Source organism: Pseudonocardia abyssalis (genome assembly GCF_019263705.2).
GTDB lineage: Bacteria > Actinomycetota > Actinomycetes > Mycobacteriales > Pseudonocardiaceae > Pseudonocardia > Pseudonocardia abyssalis.
This window is the reverse complement of sequence record NZ_JADQDK010000001.1, coordinates 5,717,475-5,734,905: the sequence shown is the minus strand read 5'-3', so window position 1 is coordinate 5,734,905 and position 17,431 is coordinate 5,717,475. Positions and strand designations below refer to the sequence as shown.

At 68.6% G+C, this 17,431-nt stretch carries 28 protein-coding genes; all 28 read right to left on the bottom strand.

Features of this window, described 5'->3' with window-relative positions:
* Positions 1–10: 10 nt before the first annotated feature.
* The 28 genes from map to rpsL all read right to left on the bottom strand — a co-directional run bounded on the left by map (position 11) and on the right by rpsL (position 17,246).
* Positions 11–799 carry a type I methionyl aminopeptidase gene (map, locus tag I4I81_RS28305; protein ID WP_372453514.1) on the bottom strand — a complete coding sequence of 263 codons (789 nt, stop codon included), beginning with the start codon at positions 797–799 and terminating at the stop codon, positions 11–13.
* Between the two features lie 29 nt (positions 800–828).
* Entirely contained in the window at positions 829–1,377 is a 549-nt protein-coding gene (locus tag I4I81_RS28300) for an adenylate kinase (protein ID WP_218601004.1), read from the bottom strand.
* Positions 1,378–1,422: 45 nt separating this feature from the next.
* On the bottom strand, positions 1,423–2,739 hold the full coding sequence (gene secY / locus I4I81_RS28295; RefSeq protein ID WP_218601003.1) for a preprotein translocase subunit SecY: 1,317 nt from the start codon (positions 2,737–2,739) through the stop codon (positions 1,423–1,425).
* 145 nt (positions 2,740–2,884) lie between these two features.
* Positions 2,885–3,340, bottom strand: a complete 456-nt coding sequence (gene rplO, locus I4I81_RS28290) for a 50S ribosomal protein L15 (RefSeq protein WP_218601002.1) — start codon at positions 3,338–3,340, stop codon at positions 2,885–2,887.
* Positions 3,337–3,522: a 50S ribosomal protein L30 gene (gene rpmD, locus I4I81_RS28285; RefSeq protein WP_218601001.1), complete on the bottom strand. Its 186-nt coding sequence runs from the start codon at positions 3,520–3,522 to the stop codon at positions 3,337–3,339. Before rpmD ends, rplO begins: the two co-directional genes overlap by 4 nt.
* Entirely contained in the window at positions 3,522–4,187 is a 666-nt protein-coding gene (gene rpsE, locus I4I81_RS28280; protein ID WP_185721391.1) for a 30S ribosomal protein S5, read from the bottom strand. The genes rpmD and rpsE overlap by 1 nt, the downstream gene beginning before the upstream one ends.
* 28 nt (positions 4,188–4,215) lie before the next feature.
* Complete coding sequence (rplR, locus tag I4I81_RS28275; protein ID WP_218601000.1) at positions 4,216–4,620, bottom strand: 50S ribosomal protein L18; 405 nt, start codon at positions 4,618–4,620, stop codon at positions 4,216–4,218.
* The gene (gene rplF, locus I4I81_RS28270) at positions 4,620–5,159 is read right to left on the bottom strand and encodes a 50S ribosomal protein L6 (protein ID WP_218600999.1); all 540 of its coding nucleotides are present in this window, start codon (positions 5,157–5,159) and stop codon (positions 4,620–4,622) included. The genes rplR and rplF overlap by 1 nt, the downstream gene beginning before the upstream one ends.
* A gap of 12 nt (positions 5,160–5,171) precedes the next feature.
* Positions 5,172–5,570, bottom strand: coding sequence for a 30S ribosomal protein S8 (rpsH, locus tag I4I81_RS28265; RefSeq protein ID WP_141278869.1), 399 nt, complete (start codon positions 5,568–5,570; stop codon positions 5,172–5,174).
* A gap of 77 nt (positions 5,571–5,647) precedes the next feature.
* Positions 5,648–5,833, bottom strand: coding sequence for a type Z 30S ribosomal protein S14 (locus tag I4I81_RS28260; RefSeq protein ID WP_141278868.1), 186 nt, complete (start codon positions 5,831–5,833; stop codon positions 5,648–5,650).
* A 3-nt stretch (positions 5,834–5,836) separates the two neighbouring features.
* Positions 5,837–6,403: a 50S ribosomal protein L5 gene (rplE, locus tag I4I81_RS28255; RefSeq protein ID WP_218600998.1), complete on the bottom strand. Its 567-nt coding sequence runs from the start codon at positions 6,401–6,403 to the stop codon at positions 5,837–5,839.
* Position 6,404: 1 nt separating this feature from the next.
* Positions 6,405–6,731, bottom strand: a complete 327-nt coding sequence (gene rplX / locus I4I81_RS28250; RefSeq protein WP_218600997.1) for a 50S ribosomal protein L24 — start codon at positions 6,729–6,731, stop codon at positions 6,405–6,407.
* 2 nt (positions 6,732–6,733) lie between these two features.
* Positions 6,734–7,102 (bottom strand): 50S ribosomal protein L14, encoded by a 369-nt coding sequence (rplN, locus tag I4I81_RS28245; protein ID WP_172157780.1) that lies wholly within the window; start codon positions 7,100–7,102, stop codon positions 6,734–6,736.
* Positions 7,099–7,386, bottom strand: a complete 288-nt coding sequence (rpsQ, locus tag I4I81_RS28240) for a 30S ribosomal protein S17 (RefSeq protein ID WP_185721387.1) — start codon at positions 7,384–7,386, stop codon at positions 7,099–7,101. Before rpsQ ends, rplN begins: the two co-directional genes overlap by 4 nt.
* Entirely contained in the window at positions 7,383–7,625 is a 243-nt protein-coding gene (gene rpmC / locus I4I81_RS28235) for a 50S ribosomal protein L29 (RefSeq protein WP_141278863.1), read from the bottom strand. The genes rpsQ and rpmC overlap by 4 nt, the downstream gene beginning before the upstream one ends.
* Positions 7,625–8,044: a 50S ribosomal protein L16 gene (gene rplP / locus I4I81_RS28230; protein ID WP_141278862.1), complete on the bottom strand. Its 420-nt coding sequence runs from the start codon at positions 8,042–8,044 to the stop codon at positions 7,625–7,627. The genes rpmC and rplP overlap by 1 nt, the downstream gene beginning before the upstream one ends.
* 2 nt (positions 8,045–8,046) lie before the next feature.
* Positions 8,047–8,892 carry a 30S ribosomal protein S3 gene (gene rpsC / locus I4I81_RS28225; RefSeq protein ID WP_218600996.1) on the bottom strand — a complete coding sequence of 282 codons (846 nt, stop codon included), beginning with the start codon at positions 8,890–8,892 and terminating at the stop codon, positions 8,047–8,049.
* Entirely contained in the window at positions 8,892–9,308 is a 417-nt protein-coding gene (gene rplV / locus I4I81_RS28220) for a 50S ribosomal protein L22 (RefSeq protein WP_141278860.1), read from the bottom strand. Before rplV ends, rpsC begins: the two co-directional genes overlap by 1 nt.
* 22 nt (positions 9,309–9,330) lie before the next feature.
* Positions 9,331–9,612 (bottom strand): 30S ribosomal protein S19, encoded by a 282-nt coding sequence (gene rpsS / locus I4I81_RS28215; protein ID WP_141278859.1) that lies wholly within the window; start codon positions 9,610–9,612, stop codon positions 9,331–9,333.
* A gap of 15 nt (positions 9,613–9,627) precedes the next feature.
* Entirely contained in the window at positions 9,628–10,464 is an 837-nt protein-coding gene (gene rplB, locus I4I81_RS28210; RefSeq protein WP_218600995.1) for a 50S ribosomal protein L2, read from the bottom strand.
* Between the two features lie 3 nt (positions 10,465–10,467).
* Positions 10,468–10,770 carry a 50S ribosomal protein L23 gene (gene rplW / locus I4I81_RS28205; protein WP_185721383.1) on the bottom strand — a complete coding sequence of 101 codons (303 nt, stop codon included), beginning with the start codon at positions 10,768–10,770 and terminating at the stop codon, positions 10,468–10,470.
* Positions 10,767–11,666 carry a 50S ribosomal protein L4, sunset domain variant gene (gene rplD, locus I4I81_RS28200; RefSeq protein WP_218600994.1) on the bottom strand — a complete coding sequence of 300 codons (900 nt, stop codon included), beginning with the start codon at positions 11,664–11,666 and terminating at the stop codon, positions 10,767–10,769. The genes rplW and rplD overlap by 4 nt, the downstream gene beginning before the upstream one ends.
* Positions 11,663–12,319, bottom strand: a complete 657-nt coding sequence (rplC, locus tag I4I81_RS28195) for a 50S ribosomal protein L3 (protein WP_218600993.1) — start codon at positions 12,317–12,319, stop codon at positions 11,663–11,665. Before rplC ends, rplD begins: the two co-directional genes overlap by 4 nt.
* 14 nt (positions 12,320–12,333) lie before the next feature.
* Positions 12,334–12,639, bottom strand: a complete 306-nt coding sequence (gene rpsJ / locus I4I81_RS28190; protein ID WP_040804197.1) for a 30S ribosomal protein S10 — start codon at positions 12,637–12,639, stop codon at positions 12,334–12,336.
* Between the two features lie 317 nt (positions 12,640–12,956).
* Positions 12,957–14,150 (bottom strand): elongation factor Tu, encoded by a 1,194-nt coding sequence (tuf, locus tag I4I81_RS28185; protein ID WP_185721380.1) that lies wholly within the window; start codon positions 14,148–14,150, stop codon positions 12,957–12,959.
* Positions 14,151–14,256: 106 nt separating this feature from the next.
* A complete protein-coding gene (gene fusA, locus I4I81_RS28180; protein ID WP_218600992.1) occupies positions 14,257–16,356 on the bottom strand; it encodes an elongation factor G in 2,100 nt (699 codons plus the stop codon).
* A 45-nt stretch (positions 16,357–16,401) separates the two neighbouring features.
* Positions 16,402–16,872: a 30S ribosomal protein S7 gene (gene rpsG, locus I4I81_RS28175; RefSeq protein ID WP_141278852.1), complete on the bottom strand. Its 471-nt coding sequence runs from the start codon at positions 16,870–16,872 to the stop codon at positions 16,402–16,404.
* On the bottom strand, positions 16,872–17,246 hold the full coding sequence (gene rpsL / locus I4I81_RS28170; RefSeq protein ID WP_185721377.1) for a 30S ribosomal protein S12: 375 nt from the start codon (positions 17,244–17,246) through the stop codon (positions 16,872–16,874). The genes rpsG and rpsL overlap by 1 nt, the downstream gene beginning before the upstream one ends.
* Positions 17,247–17,431 lie beyond the last annotated feature (185 nt).

Here is a 17,431-nt window from a genome sequence, read left to right as displayed (position 1 = left end):
GTCGGGCGGCTCAGGGGAGCGTGAGGATCTGCGGGCCGTCGTCGGTGATCGCGACGCTGTGCTCCCAGTGCACCGCGCGACTCCCGTCGGCCGTGACGACGGTCCAGCCGTCGGGGAGCTCAAGGGTCTCCGGGTCGCCGCCGGTGAGCATCGGCTCCACCGCCAGCGCCATGCCGGCGCGCAGGCGGGGGCCCTGGCCGGGATCGCCGTGGTTGGGCAGGAACGGGTCCATGTGCATCGACGTGCCGATCCCGTGCCCGCCGTACTCGGCGACGATCCCGTAGTCGACGCCGTCGCGGCTCCCGGCCTCCTCGCACGCCTTCTGCACCGCGTGCGAGATGTCGGAGAGCCGCCCGCCGGGGACCACCGCGGCGATCCCGGCGTGCAGGGCGGCCTCGCAGGCCGCCGACAGCTTGAGGTCGGCCTCGCTGACCGAGCCCACCGCGATCGTCACCGCGGCGTCGCCGTGCCAGCCGTCGAGGATCGCGCCGCAGTCGACGGAGATCAGGTCGCCGTCGGCGAGCACGGTGCCCGCGGACGGGATGCCGTGCACGATCTGCTCGTTCACCGACGCGCAGATCGACGCCGGGAAACCGTGGTAGCCGAGGAAGGAGGGCACGGCGCCGCCGTCGCGGATGGTCTGCTCGGCCAGCGCGTCGAGCTCGCCGGTGCTGACGCCCGGCTTCGCCAGCAGGGCGACGGCCGAGAGAGTGCGGGCGACGAGCGCACCCGAAGCCCGCATGGCCTCCAGCTCGCCCGGCGACTTCAGCTCGATGTCCCGGCCCCGCAACCTCGCCACCAGCCCACGGACGCCGCCGCGCCCCCGCGTCACGACGTCGGGAGCGCGTCGAAGACCCGGTCGGTGATCTCCTCGACCGACCCGACGGCGTCGACGCTGACCAGGCGGTCGGCGTAGTACTCGAGCAGCGGGGCGGTGTCGTCGCGGTAGACCTGCTGGCGACGCCGGATGACGTCCTCGGTGTCGTCGCTGCGACCGCGGCCGAGCAGCCGCTGCACGACGACCTCGTCGGAGACGGAGAACTCCACGACCGCGTCGAGCTCCAGGCCCTGGTCGGAGAGCAGCCCGGCCAGCGAGGCCGCCTGCGGCGCGGTACGCGGGAAACCGTCGAGGATGAACCCCTTGGCGGCGTCGGACTCGGTGAGGCGCTCGCGGACCATCGCGACCGTCACCTCGTCGGGCACCAGGTCCCCGGCGTCCATGTAGCGCTTCGCCTCGATGCCGAGCGGGGTCTCCTCCTTGAGGTTCGCCCGGAACAGGTCACCGGTGGAGATGTGCGGAACGTCGAGGCGTTCTGCCATCCGCTCCGCCTGAGTGCCCTTGCCCGCGCCAGGCGGACCGACCAGAACGAGTCGCACGCGAGCCCGCCTTCCCCAGTTGTTCTACAGGTTGTCGATGCGACGTTAGCGCAGGAAACCCTCGTAGTTGCGCTGCATGAGCTGGCTCTCGATCTGTTTCACGGTGTCCAGACCCACCCCGACCATGATCAGCACCGCCGTGCCGCCGAACGGGAAGTTCTGGTTCTGGCCCGAACCGGTGATGCCGAGGAAGAAGTTCGGGAGCACCGCGATCAGGCCGAGATAGAGCGATCCCGGCAGCGTAATGCGGGAGAGCACGAAGTTCAGGTACTCCGCCGTGGGCCGTCCCGGGCGGATGCCGGGGATGAAGCCACCGAACTTCTTCATCTCGTCGGCCCGCTCGTCGGGGTTGAACGTGATGCCGACGTAGAAGTACGTGAAGAAGATGATCAGTGCGACGTACAGCAGGATGTGCACCGGATTGGACTGGTCGACCAGGTAGGTCTGGACGAACTGCTGGACCGCACCGGACTCCGTGCCGACGAGCTGCGAGATCAGCTGCGGCAGGTACAGCAGCGACGATCCGAAGATGACCGGGATGACGCCGGCCTGGTTGACCTTGAGAGGCAGGTAGGTGGACGTGCCGCCGTACATCCGGCGTCCGACCATCCGCTTGGCGTACTGCACCGGGATGCGGCGCTGCCCCTGCTCGACGAACACGACGCTCGCGATGATCGCCAGACCGAAGACGCAGACGCCCGTGAAGATCAGGGGGCCGCCCTCGGGGTTGTTCAGGATGTTGGCGCCCTCGGCCGGGATCCGGGCCGCGATCGAGGCGAAGATCAGCAGCGACATGCCGTTGCCGACACCCCGCTCGGTGACCTGCTCACCCAGCCACATGATCACCGCGGTGCCCGCGGTCATCACGATGACGATCAGGCCGAGGTCGAAGACGCTGTCGCCGGGGATGATGTCCTGCGTGCAGCCCGCGAACAGCTGACCGCGGTCGGCCAGCGCGACGATGCCGGTGGCCTGCAGGATGCCCAGCGCGATCGTCAGGTAGCGGGTGTACTGGGTCAGCTTGGCCTGACCCGACTGCCCTTCCTTCTTCAGCTGCTCGAACCGCGGGATGACGACGGTGAGCAACTGCACGATGATGCTGGACGTGATGTAGGGCATGATGCCCAGCGCGAAGATCGAGAGCTGGAGCAGTGCCCCGCCGGAGAACAGGTTGATCAGCGAGTAGACGCTGGAGCTCTCGCCGCTGGACACGTCCGCGATGCACTGCTGCACGGCCGGGTACGACACCCCCGGGGAGGGGATGGTGGCACCGAGCCGGTAGACCGCGACGATCCCGAGAGTGAAGAGGATCTTCTTCCGGAGATCCGGCGTGGTCAGTGCCGACCGGAAAGCGCTGAGCACTGGTGTGATCCTCCTGTACTGGTGGCCCCCGCGTCGCGGGCTGCCGCGGCGGCACTGGGCCGGCCGCGCAGAACCCTAACAGCGGCTGTGCCGCCCCCACGGCACGGACCGGCGCACGATGGCGCCGGTCCGCACCGAACGGGAGTCACAGCTCGGTGACGGACCCGCCTGCGGCCGCGATCTTGTCGCGTGCACTGCCGGAGAACGCGTGCGCACTCACGGTGAGCTTCACGCCGTCCAGGTCGCCGTTGCCCAGCACCTTGACGGGCTGGTTGCGGCGCACGGCACCGATCTCGACGAGCTCGTCGGGACCGACGGTGCCGCCCTGCGGGAACAGGGTGGCCAGGTCGCCGACGTTCACGACCTGGAACTCCACGCGGAAGCGGTTCTTGAACCCCTTCAGCTTGGGCAGCCGCATGTGCAGCGGCATCTGCCCACCCTCGAAGCCCGCGGGCACGCCCTTACGGGCGCGCGTGCCCTTGGTACCGCGACCGGCGGTCTTGCCGCCCTTGCCGCCCTCACCGCGTCCGACACGGGTCTTGGCGGTCTTCGCACCCGGCGCGGGGCGCAGGTGGTGGATCTTGATGGTGGACTCGCTCACGAGGTCACCTCCTCAACCGTCACGAGGTGCCGGACGGTGTGGACCATGCCCCGGATCTGCGGGGTGTCGTCCTTCTCCACCGTCTGGCGGATCTTGCGCAGCCCGAGCGAGAGCATCGTGGCGCGCTGGTTGGCCTTGGCGCCGATGACGCTCTTGCGCTGGGTGATGATCAGCTTCGTCATCAGGCCCTCGCCGCCTGCGCGGCTTCCGCACGCGCCCGCATCATCTGGGCCGGGGCGACGTCCTCGAGCGGCAGGCCACGGCGGGCCGCCACCTCCTCGGGGCGCTGGATCATCTTCAACGCGGCGATCGTGGCGTGCACGACGTTGATCGCGTTGTCGGAGCCCAGGCTCTTGGAGAGGATGTCGTGGATCCCGGCGCACTCCAGCACGGCGCGCACCGGACCACCGGCGATGACGCCGGTACCCGGGCTGGCCGGGCGGAGGAGGACGACGCCGGCTGCGGCCTCGCCCTGCACCCGGTGCACGATCGTGCCGCCGATGCGGGGGACGCGGAAGAAGTTCTTCTTCGCCTCCTCCACACCCTTGGCGATCGCCGCGGGCACCTCCTTGGCCTTGCCGTAGCCGACGCCCACCAGGCCGTCGCCGTCACCGACGATCATCAGCGCGGTGAAACTGAAACGCCGACCGCCCTTGACGACCTTGGCGACGCGGTTGATCGTGACCAGCCGCTCGATGTACGGGGTCTTGTCCTGGGCGCCGCCCCGGCCGCCGCTGTCGCGACGGTCCCGGCCACCACCCGAGTTGCTGCGCTCGCCACCGGGCCCGCTGTTGGGCCCACCGGACCCACCGGGTCCTCCGCCGTCGCGCCGTGCACGTCCCGGCATCAGTGGTTTCCTTCCATGTTGTTCACCATCAGAACTCCAGGCCACCCTCGCGGGCGGCGTCGGCCAGCGCCGCGATCCGGCCGTGGTAGCCGAAGCCACCACGGTCGAACACGACGGCGGTGACGCCGGCCTCGCGGGCACGGGCGGCGACGAGCTCGCCGACCTTGGCCGCACGGGCCTTCTTGTCGCCGTCGAACGCGCGGACGTCGGCCTCCATCGTGGACGCCGAGGCCAGCGTGCGGCCGGCGAGGTCGTCGATGAGCTGCACGACGATGTGCCGCGAGCTGCGCTTGACCGCGAGGCGCGGACGCTCCGGGCTGCCGCTGACCTTCTTGCGGAGCCGGGCGTGCCGGCGCGTGACTGCGGTGCGGCGCTTGGCCGACACCTGGGAGGCGGTCCGCTTCTTGGCGGCCGCACTGATCGTCTCGGCCATTACTTACCCGTCTTCCCGACCTTGCGGCGCACGTTCTCGCCGGCGTACCGCACGCCCTTGCCCTTGTAGGGCTCCGGCTTCCTGATCTTGCGGATGTTGGCGGCGGTCTCGCCGACCAGCTGCTTGTCGATCCCCTGGACCGCGAACTTGTTCGGGGTCTCGACGACGAAGGTGATGCCCTCCGGCGGCTGGACGACGACGGGGTGGCTGAACCCGAGAGCGAACTCCAGGTTGCCGCCCTTGAGGACGACGCGGTAACCGACGCCGACGATCTCGAGCTTCTTCTCGTAGCCGGCGGTGACGCCGAGCATGAGGTTGTTGACCAGCGTGCGCGACAGGCCGTGGTAGGCCTTGCTGCGACGCTCGTCGTCCGGGCGCTTGACGACAACGGTGCCGTCGTCGTCGCGCTCGACCGTGATGGGCTCGATGACGGTGTGCGTCAGGGTCCCCTTGGGGCCCTTGACGGTCACCGTTCGGCCGTCGATCTTGACATCCACACCGGACGGCACGGTGATGGGCAGCTTCCCGATTCGGGACATGGTGTTACCCCCTCACCAGACGTAGGCGAGGACTTCTCCGCCCACGCCGTTCTTGTGTGCTTGCCGCTCGGTCTGGAGACCGGCGGACGTGGAGATGATGGCCACGCCCAGACCGCCGAGAACGCGCGGCAGGTTCGTGGACTTGGCGTAGACGCGCAGACCGGGCTTGGAGACCCGGCGCAGGCCGGCGATGCTCCGCTCGCGGTTGCGTCCGTACTTCAGCTCGATGACCAGGGACTTGCCGACCTCGGCGTCCTCGACGGAGTGCGACGCGATGTAACCCTCGCGCTGGAGGATCTCGGCGATCGACACCTTGAGCTTGGAGTGCGGCATGACCACGCGGTCGTGGTACGCCGAGTTGGCGTTGCGGAGACGCGTGAGCATGTCCGCGATGGGATCGGTCATCGTCATGGTGACGTCACTGCTTTCCCGCCTGGTTCCCCCGGGCTCTCACCCGGGGGCCTGTGACGATCTGGAGGAAGGAAGAACTACCAGGAGGACTTGCTCACGCCCGGCAGCTCGCCGGCGTGGGCCATCTCGCGGACGCAGATCCGGCAGAGGCCGAACTTGCGCAGCACGGCACGGGGCCGTCCGCACTTCTGGCAGCGGGTGTAACCGCGGACCTTGAACTTCGGGACGGCCGCGGCCTTGATGCGGAGCGCCTTCTTGGCCATGTCTCATGCCTCCTTGAACGGGAAGCCGAGCTTGCGGAGCAGCGCACGGCCTTCGTCGTCGGTCGTCGCCGTGGTGACGACCGTGATGTCCATGCCGCGCGGACGGTCGATCGAGTCCGGGTCGATCTCGTGGAACATCGACTGCTCGTTCAGGCCGAACGTGTAGTTGCCCCGGCCGTCGAACTGCGTGCTCGACAGGCCGCGGAAGTCGCGGATACGCGGCAGTGCGATCGTCAGCAGCCGGTCCAGGAACTCCCACATCCGGTCGCTGCGGAGGGTGACCTTCGCGCCGATCGGCATGCCCTCGCGCAGCTTGAACTGCGCGATGGACTTGGTCGCCCGCCGCATCTGCGGCTTCTGACCGGTGATGGTGGCGAGATCGCGCATGGCGCCGTCGATCAGCTTCGCGTCACGGGCGGCGTCGCCGACACCCATGTTCACGACGACCTTCACGACACCCGGGATCTGCATGACGTTCGCGTACTCGAACTGCTCACGCAGCTGCGGTGCGATCTCGTCGCGGTACCGCTGCTTGAGCCGCGGGATGGTCTTCTCTTCGGTGCTCGTCATCTCAGATCTCCTTCCCGGTGCTCCGGGAGACCCGAACGCTGGACCGCTTGCCGTCCTCGTCGCGGGTGACCTGGCGACCGACACGAGTCGGCTTGCCCTCGGAGTCGACGATCATCACGTTCGAGACGTGGATCGCGGCCTCCTGCGTGACGATGCCGCCGGACTGGGCGCCGCGCTGGTTCTGGCTGACCCGGGTGTGCTTCTTGATCCGGTTCACGCCCTCGACCAGGATGCGGTCGCGCTCGGGGTAGGCCTGGATGACCTTCCCCTTCGCTCCCTTGTCCTTGCCGGCGATCACCACGACGGTGTCGCCCTTCTTGATCTTCATGGTTACAGCACCTCCGGCGCGAGGGAGATGATCTTCATGAACTTCTTGTCGCGGAGTTCGCGACCGACCGGTCCGAAGATGCGGGTCCCCCGCGGCTCGCCGTCGGGCTTGATCAGCACGGCGGCGTTCTCGTCGAAACGGATGTAGGAACCATCCGGGCGGCGACGCTCCTTGACGGTGCGCACGATGACCGCCTTGACGACGTCACCGCGCTTCACCCCCGCTCCGGGGATGGCGTCCTTCACCGTGGCGACGATGGTGTCGCCGATCCCCGCGTAGCGCCGGGCCGAACCGCCCAGCACCCGGATGCACAGGATCTCCTTGGCACCGGTGTTGTCGGCGACGCGCAGCCGCGACTCCTGCTGGATCACTTCGCCTTCTCCAGGATCTCCACCAGGCGCCAGCGCTTGGTGGCCGACAGCGGGCGGGTCTCCATCAGCCGGACGCGGTCGCCGACGCCGGCCGTGTTGGCCTCGTCGTGCGCCTTGATCTTCGTCGTCCGGCGGATGACCTTGCCGTACATCCGGTGCTTCACGCGGTCCTCGACGACGACGACGATCGTCTTCGCCATCTTGTCGGAGACCACGAGGCCCTCACGGACCTTGCGCTCGTTCCGCTCCACCTCGGTGGGCGGCGTCTTCGCTGTGTCGCTCATGCCGCGCCCTCATTCTCGTCCGGGGCGGCAGAGAGGCCCAGCTCGCGCTCGCGCATGATCGTGTAGATCCGCGCGATGTCGTGCCGGACGGTACGCAGCCGCCGGTTGTTGTCCAGCTGCCCGGTGGCCATCTGGAAGCGGAGGTTGAACAGCTCCTCCTTGGCCTCACGCACGCGGAGCACGAGCTCCTCGTCGGTGAGCTCACGCAGCTCGGCTGCGGTCGTCGTCGACGCGGCCATCAGATGTCACCACCCTCACGGGTCACGATCCGGCACTTCATGGGCAGCTTGTGGATCGCTCGGCGCAGGGCCTCGCGAGCGAGCTGCTCGTTGGGGTAGCTCATCTCGAACAGGACCCGGCCCGGCTTCACGTTGGACACCCACTTCTCGGGGGAGCCCTTACCGGAACCCATGCGGGTCTCCGCCGGCTTCTTCGTCAGCGGGCGGTCCGGGAAGATGTTGATCCAGACCTTGCCGCCACGCTTGATGTGCCGGTTGATGGCGATACGAGCGGACTCGATCTGCCGGTTGGTGACGTAGGCGGGCTCGAGAGCCTGGATGCCGTACTCACCGAAGGTGACGCGGGTGCCGCCCGAGGCCGCACCGGTGCGGTGCGGGCGGTGCTGCTTGCGGTGCTTGACCCTGCGGGGGATCAGCATGGTCAGGCCTCCCCACCGGTCGACGGGGCGTCGGTCGCCGGAGCCTCGACGGTCGCGGTGGCGGTGCCACCGGCCGACGACTCGGCAGCGGCGCGGCCGGCCTCGGTGCCGGAGCCCGTGGTGCCCGAGGCACCCGAACGACGGCGGGCCGGACGCTCGCGACGCGGGCCGCGGTCGCCACCGGGAGCCGCGGCCGCAGCCGGAGCACCCTCGCGACGGCCACCGACGACGTCACCCTTGTAGATCCACACCTTGACGCCGATGCGACCGAACGTGGTACGGGCCTCGAACAGGCCGTAGTCGATGTCGGCGCGCAGCGTGTGCAGCGGGACGCGACCCTCGCGGTAGAACTCCGAGCGCGACATCTCCGCGCCGCCGAGTCGACCCGAGCACTGCACCCGGATCCCCTTGACCTGCGGGGAGCGCATGGCCGACTGGATGGCCTTGCGCATCGCGCGACGGAACGCCACGCGGTTGGACAGCTGCTCGGCCACGCCCTGCGCGACGAGCTGTGCGTCCGACTCGGAGTTCTTGACCTCGAGGATGTTGAGCTGGACCTGCTTCTTGGTCAGCTTCTCGAGGTTGCCGCGGATGCGGTCGGCCTCGGCGCCGCGGCGGCCGATGACGATGCCGGGACGCGCGGTGAAGATGTCGACGCGGACCCGGTCCCGGGTGCGCTCGATCTCGACCTTGGAGATGCCGGCCCGCTCCATGCCCTTGGAGAGCATCTTGCGGATGGCGACGTCCTCACCCACGTACTCGGCGTACTGCTTGTCTGCGTACCAGCGGGACTTCCAGTCGGTGGTGATACCGAGGCGGAAGCCGTGCGGGTTGATCTTCTGACCCATTAGCGGGTCCTCCCCTTCGCACCACGAGCGCCGCGCCCGTTCTTGGCGGGCTGCGACTCGACCTCGACGGTGATGTGGCTCGTGCGCTTGCGGATCCGGTACGCGCGGCCCTGGGCCCGCGGACGGATGCGCTTGAGCGTCGGGCCCTCGTCGGCCATGGCCACCGCCACCACGAGGGTGTCGGGGTCCAGGTCGAGGTTGTTCTGGGCGTTGGCCGCCGCGCTGGCGACCACCTTGTACAGGGGCTCACAGGCAGCCTGCGGCGAGAACCGCAGGATGTCGAGGGCGTCCTGGACCGGCCGGCCCTTGATCAGCGCGATGACGCGCCGGACCTTGGTCGGCGACATGTGTACGTGCCGCGCGATCGCGCGCGCCCGGACGGGCGCAGCGGTCGTGCTCTCAGCTGTTTCAGCCATGGTCACTTCCTCCTGCTCCGTCTCAGCGCCTGCGCGACTTGCGGTCGTCCTTGATGTGGCCCCGGAAGGTGCGCGTGGGCGCGAACTCCCCCAGCTTGTGGCCGACCATCGAGTCCGACACGAACACCGGCACATGCTTGCGGCCGTCGTGCACCGCGATCGTGTGCCCGATCATGTCGGGGATGATGGTCGACCGTCGGGACCAGGTACGGATGACGGTCTTCTTGCCCGACTCGTTGAGGACGTCCACCTTCTTGAGCAGGTGGTCATCCACGAACGGGCCCTTCTTCAGGCTGCGTGGCATCTTTTACCTCCCTGCTCAGCGCTTGTTCTTGCCGGTGCGACGGCGGCGGACGATCAACTTGTCCGACGGCTTGGTGCGGCGGGTGCGCCCCTCGGGCTTGCCCGCGGGGTTGACCGGGTGGCGACCACCGGAGGTCTTGCCCTCACCACCACCGTGCGGGTGGTCGACCGGGTTCATGGCGACACCGCGGACGGTCGGGCGCTTGCCCTTCCACCGCATGCGGCCCGCCTTGCCCCAGTTGATGTTGGAGTGGTCACCGTTGCCGACCTCGCCGATCGTGGCGCGGCAGCGGACGTCGACGTTGCGGATCTCGCCCGAGGGCAGCCGGAGCTGCGCGTACGGGCCGTCCTTGGCGACCAGCTGCACCTTCACACCGGCCGACCGCGCCATCTTCGCGCCGCCACCGGGGCGGAGCTCGATGGCGTGGATCACGGTGCCGGTGGGGATGTTGCGCAGCGGCAGGTTGTTGCCGACCTTGATGTCGGCACGGGGGCCGGCCTCGACGCGGTCGCCCTGCTTCAGCTTCTCCGGCGCGATGATGTAGCGCTTCTCGCCGTCGGCGTAGTGCAGGAGCGCGATCCGCGAGGTGCGGTTCGGGTCGTACTCGATCTCGGCGACCCGGGCCGGCACGCCGTCCTTGTCGTTCCGGCGGAAGTCGATCAGCCGGTACGCGCGCTTGTGGCCACCGCCCTGGTGCCGGGTGGTGATGCGCCCGTGCGCGTTGCGGCCGCCCTTGGAGTGCAGCGGACGGATCAGCGACTTCTCGGGCGTGGACCGCGTGATCTCGGCGAAGTCCGAGACGCTGGAGCCACGGCGACCGGGGGTCGTCGGCTTGTACTTGCGGATACCCATGACTCAGGCCCCTGCCCTTCCACCGAACACGTCGATGGTGCGGCTCTCCTCGGAGAGCGTCACGATCGCGCGCTTGGTGTCGCGACGCTTGCCGAAGCCGGTGCGGGAGCGCTTGCGCTTCCCGTTGCGGTTCAGGGTGTTCACGGAGAGCACCTTGACGCCGAACACCTTCTCGACCGCGATCTTGATCTCGGTCTTGTTCGCGTCCGGCTTCACGAGGAAGGTGTACTGGCGCTCCTCGAGCAGCCCGTAGCTCTTCTCCGACACCACCGGCGCGAGCAGAATGTCGCGCGGATCGGGGATCACTTGTCCTCCTCCTTGCGCTGCGACGGCGGCAGCTGGAACCCGGCCGCCTCGGCCGCGTCGGCGGTGGTGAACCAGACCTCGGCCACGGTGCGGGCGTAGAACGAGCTACCCGGCACGTGGTAGAGCATCGAGTCCGCGTTGCCCTTGACGGGGAAACCCTCGGGCTGTCCACCGTCGGCGAGCGGGGCGTGGCTCTGCGCGCCGTGGGGGGCATCGGCCGCGGGAGCGGCGGGCTTCTTGACCAGACCCTGCGGCGCGTCCGCTGCCGCAGCGGCGGACTTCCGCGTCGGCACCGCGATGGGGCCGGCGAGGAACGACTCGAGCGATTCCTCGGTGAACAGCACGACGTCGTTGACGAGCACGTCGTAGGTGTTCAGCTGGTCGGGCGCGATCAGGTGCACGTCCGGCAGGTTGCGCAGGCTGAGCTGGCTGACGACGTCCTCGCGGCCGACGACGGCGAGCACGCGGTGCCCGGCGTCGCTCACCAGCGACTCGATCGTCTTGCGGGCGGCCTTGGTCGAGGGCGCCTCGCTGGTGACCAGCGAGTCGACCACGATGACGCGGCCGGCGCGGGCCCGGTCGGAGAGGGCACCGCGCAGGGCGGCGGCCTTCATCTTCTTGGGCGTCTTCTGCGTGTAGTCGCGCGGGGTCGGGCCGTGGACGACGCCACCGCCGGCGAACTGCGGCGCGCGGGTCGAACCCTGGCGCGCGCGGCCGGTGCCCTTCTGGCGGTACGGCTTCTTGCCGCCACCGCGAACCTCGCCACGCGTCTTCGTGTCGTGCGTGCCCTGGCGGGCGGCGGCCAGCTGGGCCACCACCACCTGGTGCATCAGGGGCACGTTCGCGGTGACGTCGAAGACGTGCGCGGGAAGATCTGCCTTCACGGTCGTGGTCATGCCTTCACACCACCCTTCGCGGCGCTCTTGACCAGCAGCAGTCCGCCGCGGGGTCCGGGGACGGCGCCCTTGATCAGCAGCAGGCCTCGCTCCGCGTCCACCCGGTACACCGTGAGGTTCTGGGTGGTGACGCGCGCGACGCCCATGCGGCCGGCCATCTTGATGCCCTTGAAGACGCGGCCGGGGGTCGCACAGCCGCCGATGGAGCCGGGCGAGCGGTGCTTGCGCTGCACACCGTGGCTGGCGCCGAGGCCGTGGAAGCCGTGGCGCTTCATGACGCCCGCGGTGCCCTTGCCCTTGGAGGTGCCGACCACGTCGACGGCGGCGCCGTTCTCGAACACCTCCGCGGTGATCTCCTGGCCGAGCGAGTACTCGCCGGCGTCGGAGGTGCGCAGCTCGACCAGGTGGCGACGCGGCGTGGTGCCCGCCTTGCCGAAGTGGCCGGTGCGCGGCTTGTTCACCTTGCGCGGGTCGATGGCGCCGTACGCCAGCTGGACGGCGACGTAGCCGTCCTTCTCGGTGGTGCGGACCTGGGTCACCACGTTGGGGCCCGCCTGGACCACGGTGACCGGGACCACCCGGTTGTTCTCGTCGAAGACCTGGGTCATCCCGAGCTTGGTGCCCAGGATCCCGGTGATCTGTCGTTCGCTCATGATGTCCGTCAGCCCTACTGAATGTTCACGTCGACGGACGCCGGCAGGTCGATGCGCATGAGCGCGTCGACCGTCTTGGGCGTCGGGTCGAGGATGTCGATCAGCCGCTTGTGGGTGCGCATCTCGAAGTGCTCGCGCGAGTCCTTGTACTTGTGCGGCGAGCGGATGACGCAGTAGATGTTCTTCTCCGTCGGCAGTGGCACCGGCCCGACGACCCGAGCTCCCGTGCGCGTGACCGTCTCGACGATCTTGCGCGCGGAGGCGTCGATGGCCTCGTGGTCGTAGGCCTTCAGCCTGATGCGGATCTTCTGTCCCGCCATGGTCGTCGGTCGTCCTTCTCTGTCCTGCCGCGTGAACGGGTGGTCCGGGTCGGGCCCGGCCCGTGGACCGGCGCAGCGCGCGGTGGCGCTGTCGGTTCGCACGGTCTGGGCTCCGGTCCACGAGGTCGGGCGTGTCGCCGTCTTTCGCGATCCGGTCCCCGGGATCACCCGCGGCCCCGGGGGGTCGCTGTGCTCGGGGGGCTGGCGCCGGGCCCGGCACGCGCGGAGACGAACTCCGCGCATGCCGGCGCCCTACGCGCAACCCGTCAAGGATGCCACACGGAAGTGCGGCACCCTTGACCGGGGGTGGTGCGGTACTACTTGTTGATCTTGATGACCTGGCCGGCGCCGACGGTCCGGCCACCCTCGCGGATGGCGAACTGCAGGCCCTCCTCCATGGCGATCGGCTGGATCAGCTTGACCTCCATGGTGGTGTTGTCGCCGGGCATGACCATCTCGGTGCCACTGGGCAGCGTGACCACGCCGGTGACGTCCGTCGTCCGGAAGTAGAACTGCGGACGGTAGTTGTTGAAGAACGGCGTGTGCCGGCCGCCCTCGTCCTTGGACAGGATGTAGACCTGGCCCTCGAACTCGGTGTGCGGCGTGGTGGTGCCGGGCTTCACGATGACCATGCCGCGCTCGACCTGCTCGCGCTTGATGCCGCGGAGCAGCAGCGCCGCGTTGTCGCCGGCGCGACCCTCGTCGAGGAACTTCTTGAACATCTCGATGGAGGTGGTGGTGGTCTTGAACGACTTCTCGCGGATGCCGACGACCTCCACCTCCTCGTTCACCTTGACGATGCCGCGCTCGATGCGACCGGTGACGACGGTGCCACGACCGGAGATCGTGAAGACGTCCTCGACCGGCATCAGGAACGGACGGTCGACGTCGCGCTCGGGCTCCGGGATCGACTCGTCGACGGCGTCCATGAGCTCGAGGAGCTTCTCGGCCCACACGGGGTCGCCCTCGAGCGCCTTGAGCGCCGAGACGCGGACGATCGGGAGGTCGTCGCCGGGGTACTCCTGAGCCGAGAGCAGCTCACGGACCTCGAGCTCGACGAGCTCCATGATCTCCTCGTCGTCCACCATGTCGGCCTTGTTCAGCGCGACGACGATGTACGGCACGCCGACCTGGCGGGCGAGCAGCACGTGCTCGCGCGTCTGCGGCATGGGGCCGTCGGTGGCGGCGACCACGAGGATGGCGCCGTCCATCTGGGCCGCACCGGTGATCATGTTCTTGATGTAGTCGGCGTGCCCGGGGCAGTCGACGTGCGCGTAGTGGCGCTTCTCGGTCTGGTACTCGACGTGCGCGATCGAGATCGTGATGCCGCGCTGGCGCTCCTCGGGAGCCTTGTCGATCTGGTCGAACGCCGACGCCGCGTTGAGCGTCGGGAACTTGTCGTGCAGAACCTTGGTGATGGCCGCCGTCAGCGTGGTCTTACCGTGGTCGATGTGACCGATGGTGCCGATGTTGACGTGCGGCTTGGTCCGCTCGAACTTCGCCTTCGCCACTGGGGAATCCTCCTGGACTGAGTGACTTCATCCGCCGTGCTGACGGGGGGTCTGTGGGTGTAACGGGGTCCGGCGGGCCCAGGGAGGGCCCGCCGGGGACGATCTCTTACTCGCCCGTGGCCTTGGCGATGATCTCCTTGGCCACGTTGGTCGGGACCTCCGCGTAGGAGTCGAAGACCATGGTGTAGTTCGCCCGGCCCTGGGTCCGCGACCGGAGGTCACCGACGTAGCCGAACATCTCGGACAGCGGGACCAGCGCCTTGACGACGCGGGCACCCGCCCGCTCCTCCATGGCCTGGATCTGGCCGCGGCGGGAGTTGAGGTCGCCGATCACTTCACCCATGTAGTCCTCGGGCGTGGTGACCTCGACGGCCATCATCGGCTCGAGCAGCGCCGGGCTGGCCTGACGTGCGGCCTCCTTGAGCGCGATCGAGCCGGCGACCTTGAACGCCATCTCGGACGAGTCGACCTCGTGGTACGCACCGTCGACGAGGGTCAGCTTGACCCCGACGAGCGGGAAGCCGGCGAGGATGCCGTACTGCATGGCGTCCTGCGCGCCGGCGTCGACCGACGGGATGTACTCCCGCGGGATGCGACCACCGGTGACCTTGTTGTCGAACTCGTACAGCGCACCGTCGGCGGTGTCCAGGGGCTCGATGGTGATGATCACCTTGGCGAACTGGCCCGAGCCGCCGGTCTGCTTCTTGTGCGTGTAGCTGTACTTCTCGACCGCCCGGCGGATGGTCTCGCGGTACGCGACCTGGGGCTTGCCGATGTTCGCCTCGACCTTGTAATCGGTCTTCATGCGGTTCACCAGCACCTCGAGGTGCAGCTCACCCATGCCGGCGAGGATGGTCTGGCCGGACTCCTCGTCCTGCGTGACCTGGAAGGTGGGGTCCTCCTCGGCCAGCTTCTGGATCGCGACGCCCAGCTTCTCCTGGTCGGCCTTGGTCTTCGGCTCGACCGCGACCTGGATCACCGGGTCCGGGAACGACATCGACTCGAGCACGATGGGGTGCTGCGGGTCGCACAGGGTCTCCCCCGTGGTCGTGTCCTTCAGCCCGATGACCGCGTAGATGTGGCCGGCCTGGGCCTCGTCGACCGGGTTCTCCTTGTTGGCCTGCATCTGGAACATCTTCCCGATGCGCTCCTTGCGGTCCTTGGTCGAGTTGATGACCTGGGAGCCCGCAGCGAGCCGGCCGGAGTAGACCCGGATGTAGGTGAGCTTGCCGAAGAACGGGTGCGCGGCGATCTTGAACGCGAGGGCCGAGAACGGCTCGTTCACGTCCGGCTTGCGCGTCACGGCGGTCTCGCCGTCCTGCAGCGTGCCCTCGACGGGCGGCACGTCGAACGGGGACGGGAGGTAGGCGATGACCGCGTCGAGCATGGGCTGGACGCCCTTGTTCTTGTACGCGGAACCGCACAGCACCGGGTACGCGGTCCGGTCGGTCACGATCTTGCGGATGCCGAGCTTGATCTGCTCGACGGAGAGCTCCTCGCCGCCGAGATAGAGCTCCATCAGCTCGTCGTCGGTCTCGGCGACCGCCTCGATGAGGGCCGTGCGGTACTCCGCGGCCTTCTCGGCGAGATCCGCCGGGATCTCCTCGACGGTGTAGTCGTCACCGATCTTGACCTCGCCGCGCCACGTGAGCGCGCGCATCTCGACCAGGTCGACCACGCCGATGAAATCGTTCTCGGAGCCGATCGGCAGCTGCAGCGGCAGCGGCGTGGCGCCGAGGCGCTCCTTGATCGTCCGCACGGTGAAGTAGAAGTCGGCGCCGAGCTTGTCCATCTTGTTGACGAAGCAGATGCGCGGGACGTCGTACTTGGTGGCCTGCCGCCAGACCTGCTCGGACTGCGGCTCGACACCTTCCTTGCCGTCGAAGACCGCGACCGCGCCGTCGAGCACCCGCAGGGACCGCTCCACCTCGACGGTGAAGTCGACGTGCCCGGGGGTGTCGATGATGTTGATCTGGTGGTCTTTCCAGAAGCAGGTGATCGCGGCGGACGTGATCGTGATGCCGCGCTTCTGCTCCTCCTCCATCCAGTCCATCGTGGCCGCACCGTCGTGAACCTCACCGATCTTGTAGTTCAGACCGGTGTAGTACAGGATCCGCTCGGTGGTCGTGGTCTTGCCGGCGTCGATGTGGGCCATGATGCCGATGTTGCGGACCTTGCCCAGGTCCGTCAGCACGTCGCGTGCCACAGCTATCTCGCTTCCCTCAAGAGGTTGGCGCGGACGATCGGCCCGTCACCAGCGGTAATGGGCGAAGGCCTTGTTGGACTCCGCCATCTTGTGCATGTCCTCGCGCCGCTTCACGGCAGCGCCCAGACCGTTGCTCGCGTCGAGGAGCTCGTTCATGAGCCGCTCGACCATGGTCTTCTCGCGACGCGCACCGGCGTAGGACACCAGCCAGCGCAGGCCCAGCGTGGTCTGCCGGACGGCACGCACCTCGACGGGCACCTGGTAGGTGGCGCCACCGACGCGACGGCTGCGCACCTCCAGGGCGGGCTTGACGTTGTCGAGCGCGCGCTTGAGCGTGACGACGGGGTCGGCGCCGGTCTTCTCGCGCGTGCCCTCCAGGGCCGCGTAGACGATCCGCTCGGCGAGACTGCGCTTGCCGTCCTGGAGCACCTTGTTCACCAGCTGGGTGACCAGCGGCGAGCTGTAGACCGGGTCGGAGACCAGCGGTCGCTTCGGAGCAGGGCCCTTGCGAGGCATCAGCTCTTCTCCTTCTTCGCGCCGTAACGGCTGCGAGCCTGCTTGCGGTTCTTGACGCCCTGCGTGTCCAGCGAGCCACGGACGATCTTGTAGCGAACACCCGGGAGGTCCTTCACGCGGCCACCGCGGACGAGGACGATCGAGTGCTCCTGGAGGTTGTGGCCCTCACCGGGGATGTAGGCCGTGATCTCCATGTTGCTGGTGAGCCGCACACGAGCGACCTTGCGGAGCGCCGAGTTCGGCTTCTTCGGGGTGGTCGTGTAGACGCGCGTGCAGACGCCGCGGCGCTGGGGACTCCCCTTGAGCGCGGCCGTCTTCGTCTTGGTGGCCTTGTCCTGACGGCCCTTACGGACCAGCTGCTGGATCGTGGGCATGAACCGTCTGCTTCTTCCCGTCGGTGGTGCTGTGCTCTAACTGGATGTCGTGCCGGGGAGGCCGGTAGCACCGGCCGCCCTCCCCCGAGGTCGGGCGTGTCGCACCGAGGAACACCGTGCGAATGAAGTCGGGGAACCTCACCGGGTGGCCATCGGCCCTGCGCACTGCGGACGCGATCACGAGC

Bases quoted from the DNA above. Each gene is read 5' to 3' on its own strand.
- rpmD (WP_218601001.1), bottom strand. From the start codon at position 3,522: ATGACGAAGCTGATCATCACCCAGCGCAAGAGCGTCATCGGCGCCAAG.
- rpsE (WP_185721391.1), bottom strand. From the start codon at position 4,187: ATGCCGGGACGTGCACGGCGCGACGGCGGAGGACCCGGTGGGTCCGGT.
- rplR (WP_218601000.1), bottom strand. From the start codon at position 4,620: ATGGCCGAGACGATCAGTGCGGCCGCCAAGAAGCGGACCGCCTCCCAG.
- rplF (WP_218600999.1), bottom strand. From the start codon at position 5,159: ATGTCCCGAATCGGGAAGCTGCCCATCACCGTGCCGTCCGGTGTGGAT.
- rpsH (WP_141278869.1), bottom strand. From the start codon at position 5,570: ATGACGATGACCGATCCCATCGCGGACATGCTCACGCGTCTCCGCAAC.
- I4I81_RS28260 (WP_141278868.1), bottom strand. From the start codon at position 5,833: ATGGCCAAGAAGGCGCTCCGCATCAAGGCCGCGGCCGTCCCGAAGTTC.
- rplE (WP_218600998.1), bottom strand. From the start codon at position 6,403: ATGACGAGCACCGAAGAGAAGACCATCCCGCGGCTCAAGCAGCGGTAC.
- rplX (WP_218600997.1), bottom strand. From the start codon at position 6,731: ATGAAGATCAAGAAGGGCGACACCGTCGTGGTGATCGCCGGCAAGGAC.
- rpsQ (WP_185721387.1), bottom strand. From the start codon at position 7,386: ATGAGCGACACAGCGAAGACGCCGCCCACCGAGGTGGAGCGGAACGAG.
- rpmC (WP_141278863.1), bottom strand. From the start codon at position 7,625: ATGGCCGCGTCGACGACGACCGCAGCCGAGCTGCGTGAGCTCACCGAC.
- rplP (WP_141278862.1), bottom strand. From the start codon at position 8,044: ATGCTGATCCCCCGCAGGGTCAAGCACCGCAAGCAGCACCGCCCGCAC.
- rpsC (WP_218600996.1), bottom strand. From the start codon at position 8,892: ATGGGTCAGAAGATCAACCCGCACGGCTTCCGCCTCGGTATCACCACC.
- rplV (WP_141278860.1), bottom strand. From the start codon at position 9,308: ATGGCTGAAACAGCTGAGAGCACGACCGCTGCGCCCGTCCGGGCGCGC.
- rpsS (WP_141278859.1), bottom strand. From the start codon at position 9,612: ATGCCACGCAGCCTGAAGAAGGGCCCGTTCGTGGATGACCACCTGCTC.
- rplB (WP_218600995.1), bottom strand. From the start codon at position 10,464: ATGGGTATCCGCAAGTACAAGCCGACGACCCCCGGTCGCCGTGGCTCC.
- rplD (WP_218600994.1), bottom strand. From the start codon at position 11,666: ATGACCACGACCGTGAAGGCAGATCTTCCCGCGCACGTCTTCGACGTC.
- rplC (WP_218600993.1), bottom strand. From the start codon at position 12,319: ATGAGCGAACGACAGATCACCGGGATCCTGGGCACCAAGCTCGGGATG.
- rpsJ (WP_040804197.1), bottom strand. From the start codon at position 12,639: ATGGCGGGACAGAAGATCCGCATCAGGCTGAAGGCCTACGACCACGAG.
- rpsG (WP_141278852.1), bottom strand. From the start codon at position 16,872: ATGCCTCGCAAGGGCCCTGCTCCGAAGCGACCGCTGGTCTCCGACCCG.
- rpsL (WP_185721377.1), bottom strand. From the start codon at position 17,246: ATGCCCACGATCCAGCAGCTGGTCCGTAAGGGCCGTCAGGACAAGGCC.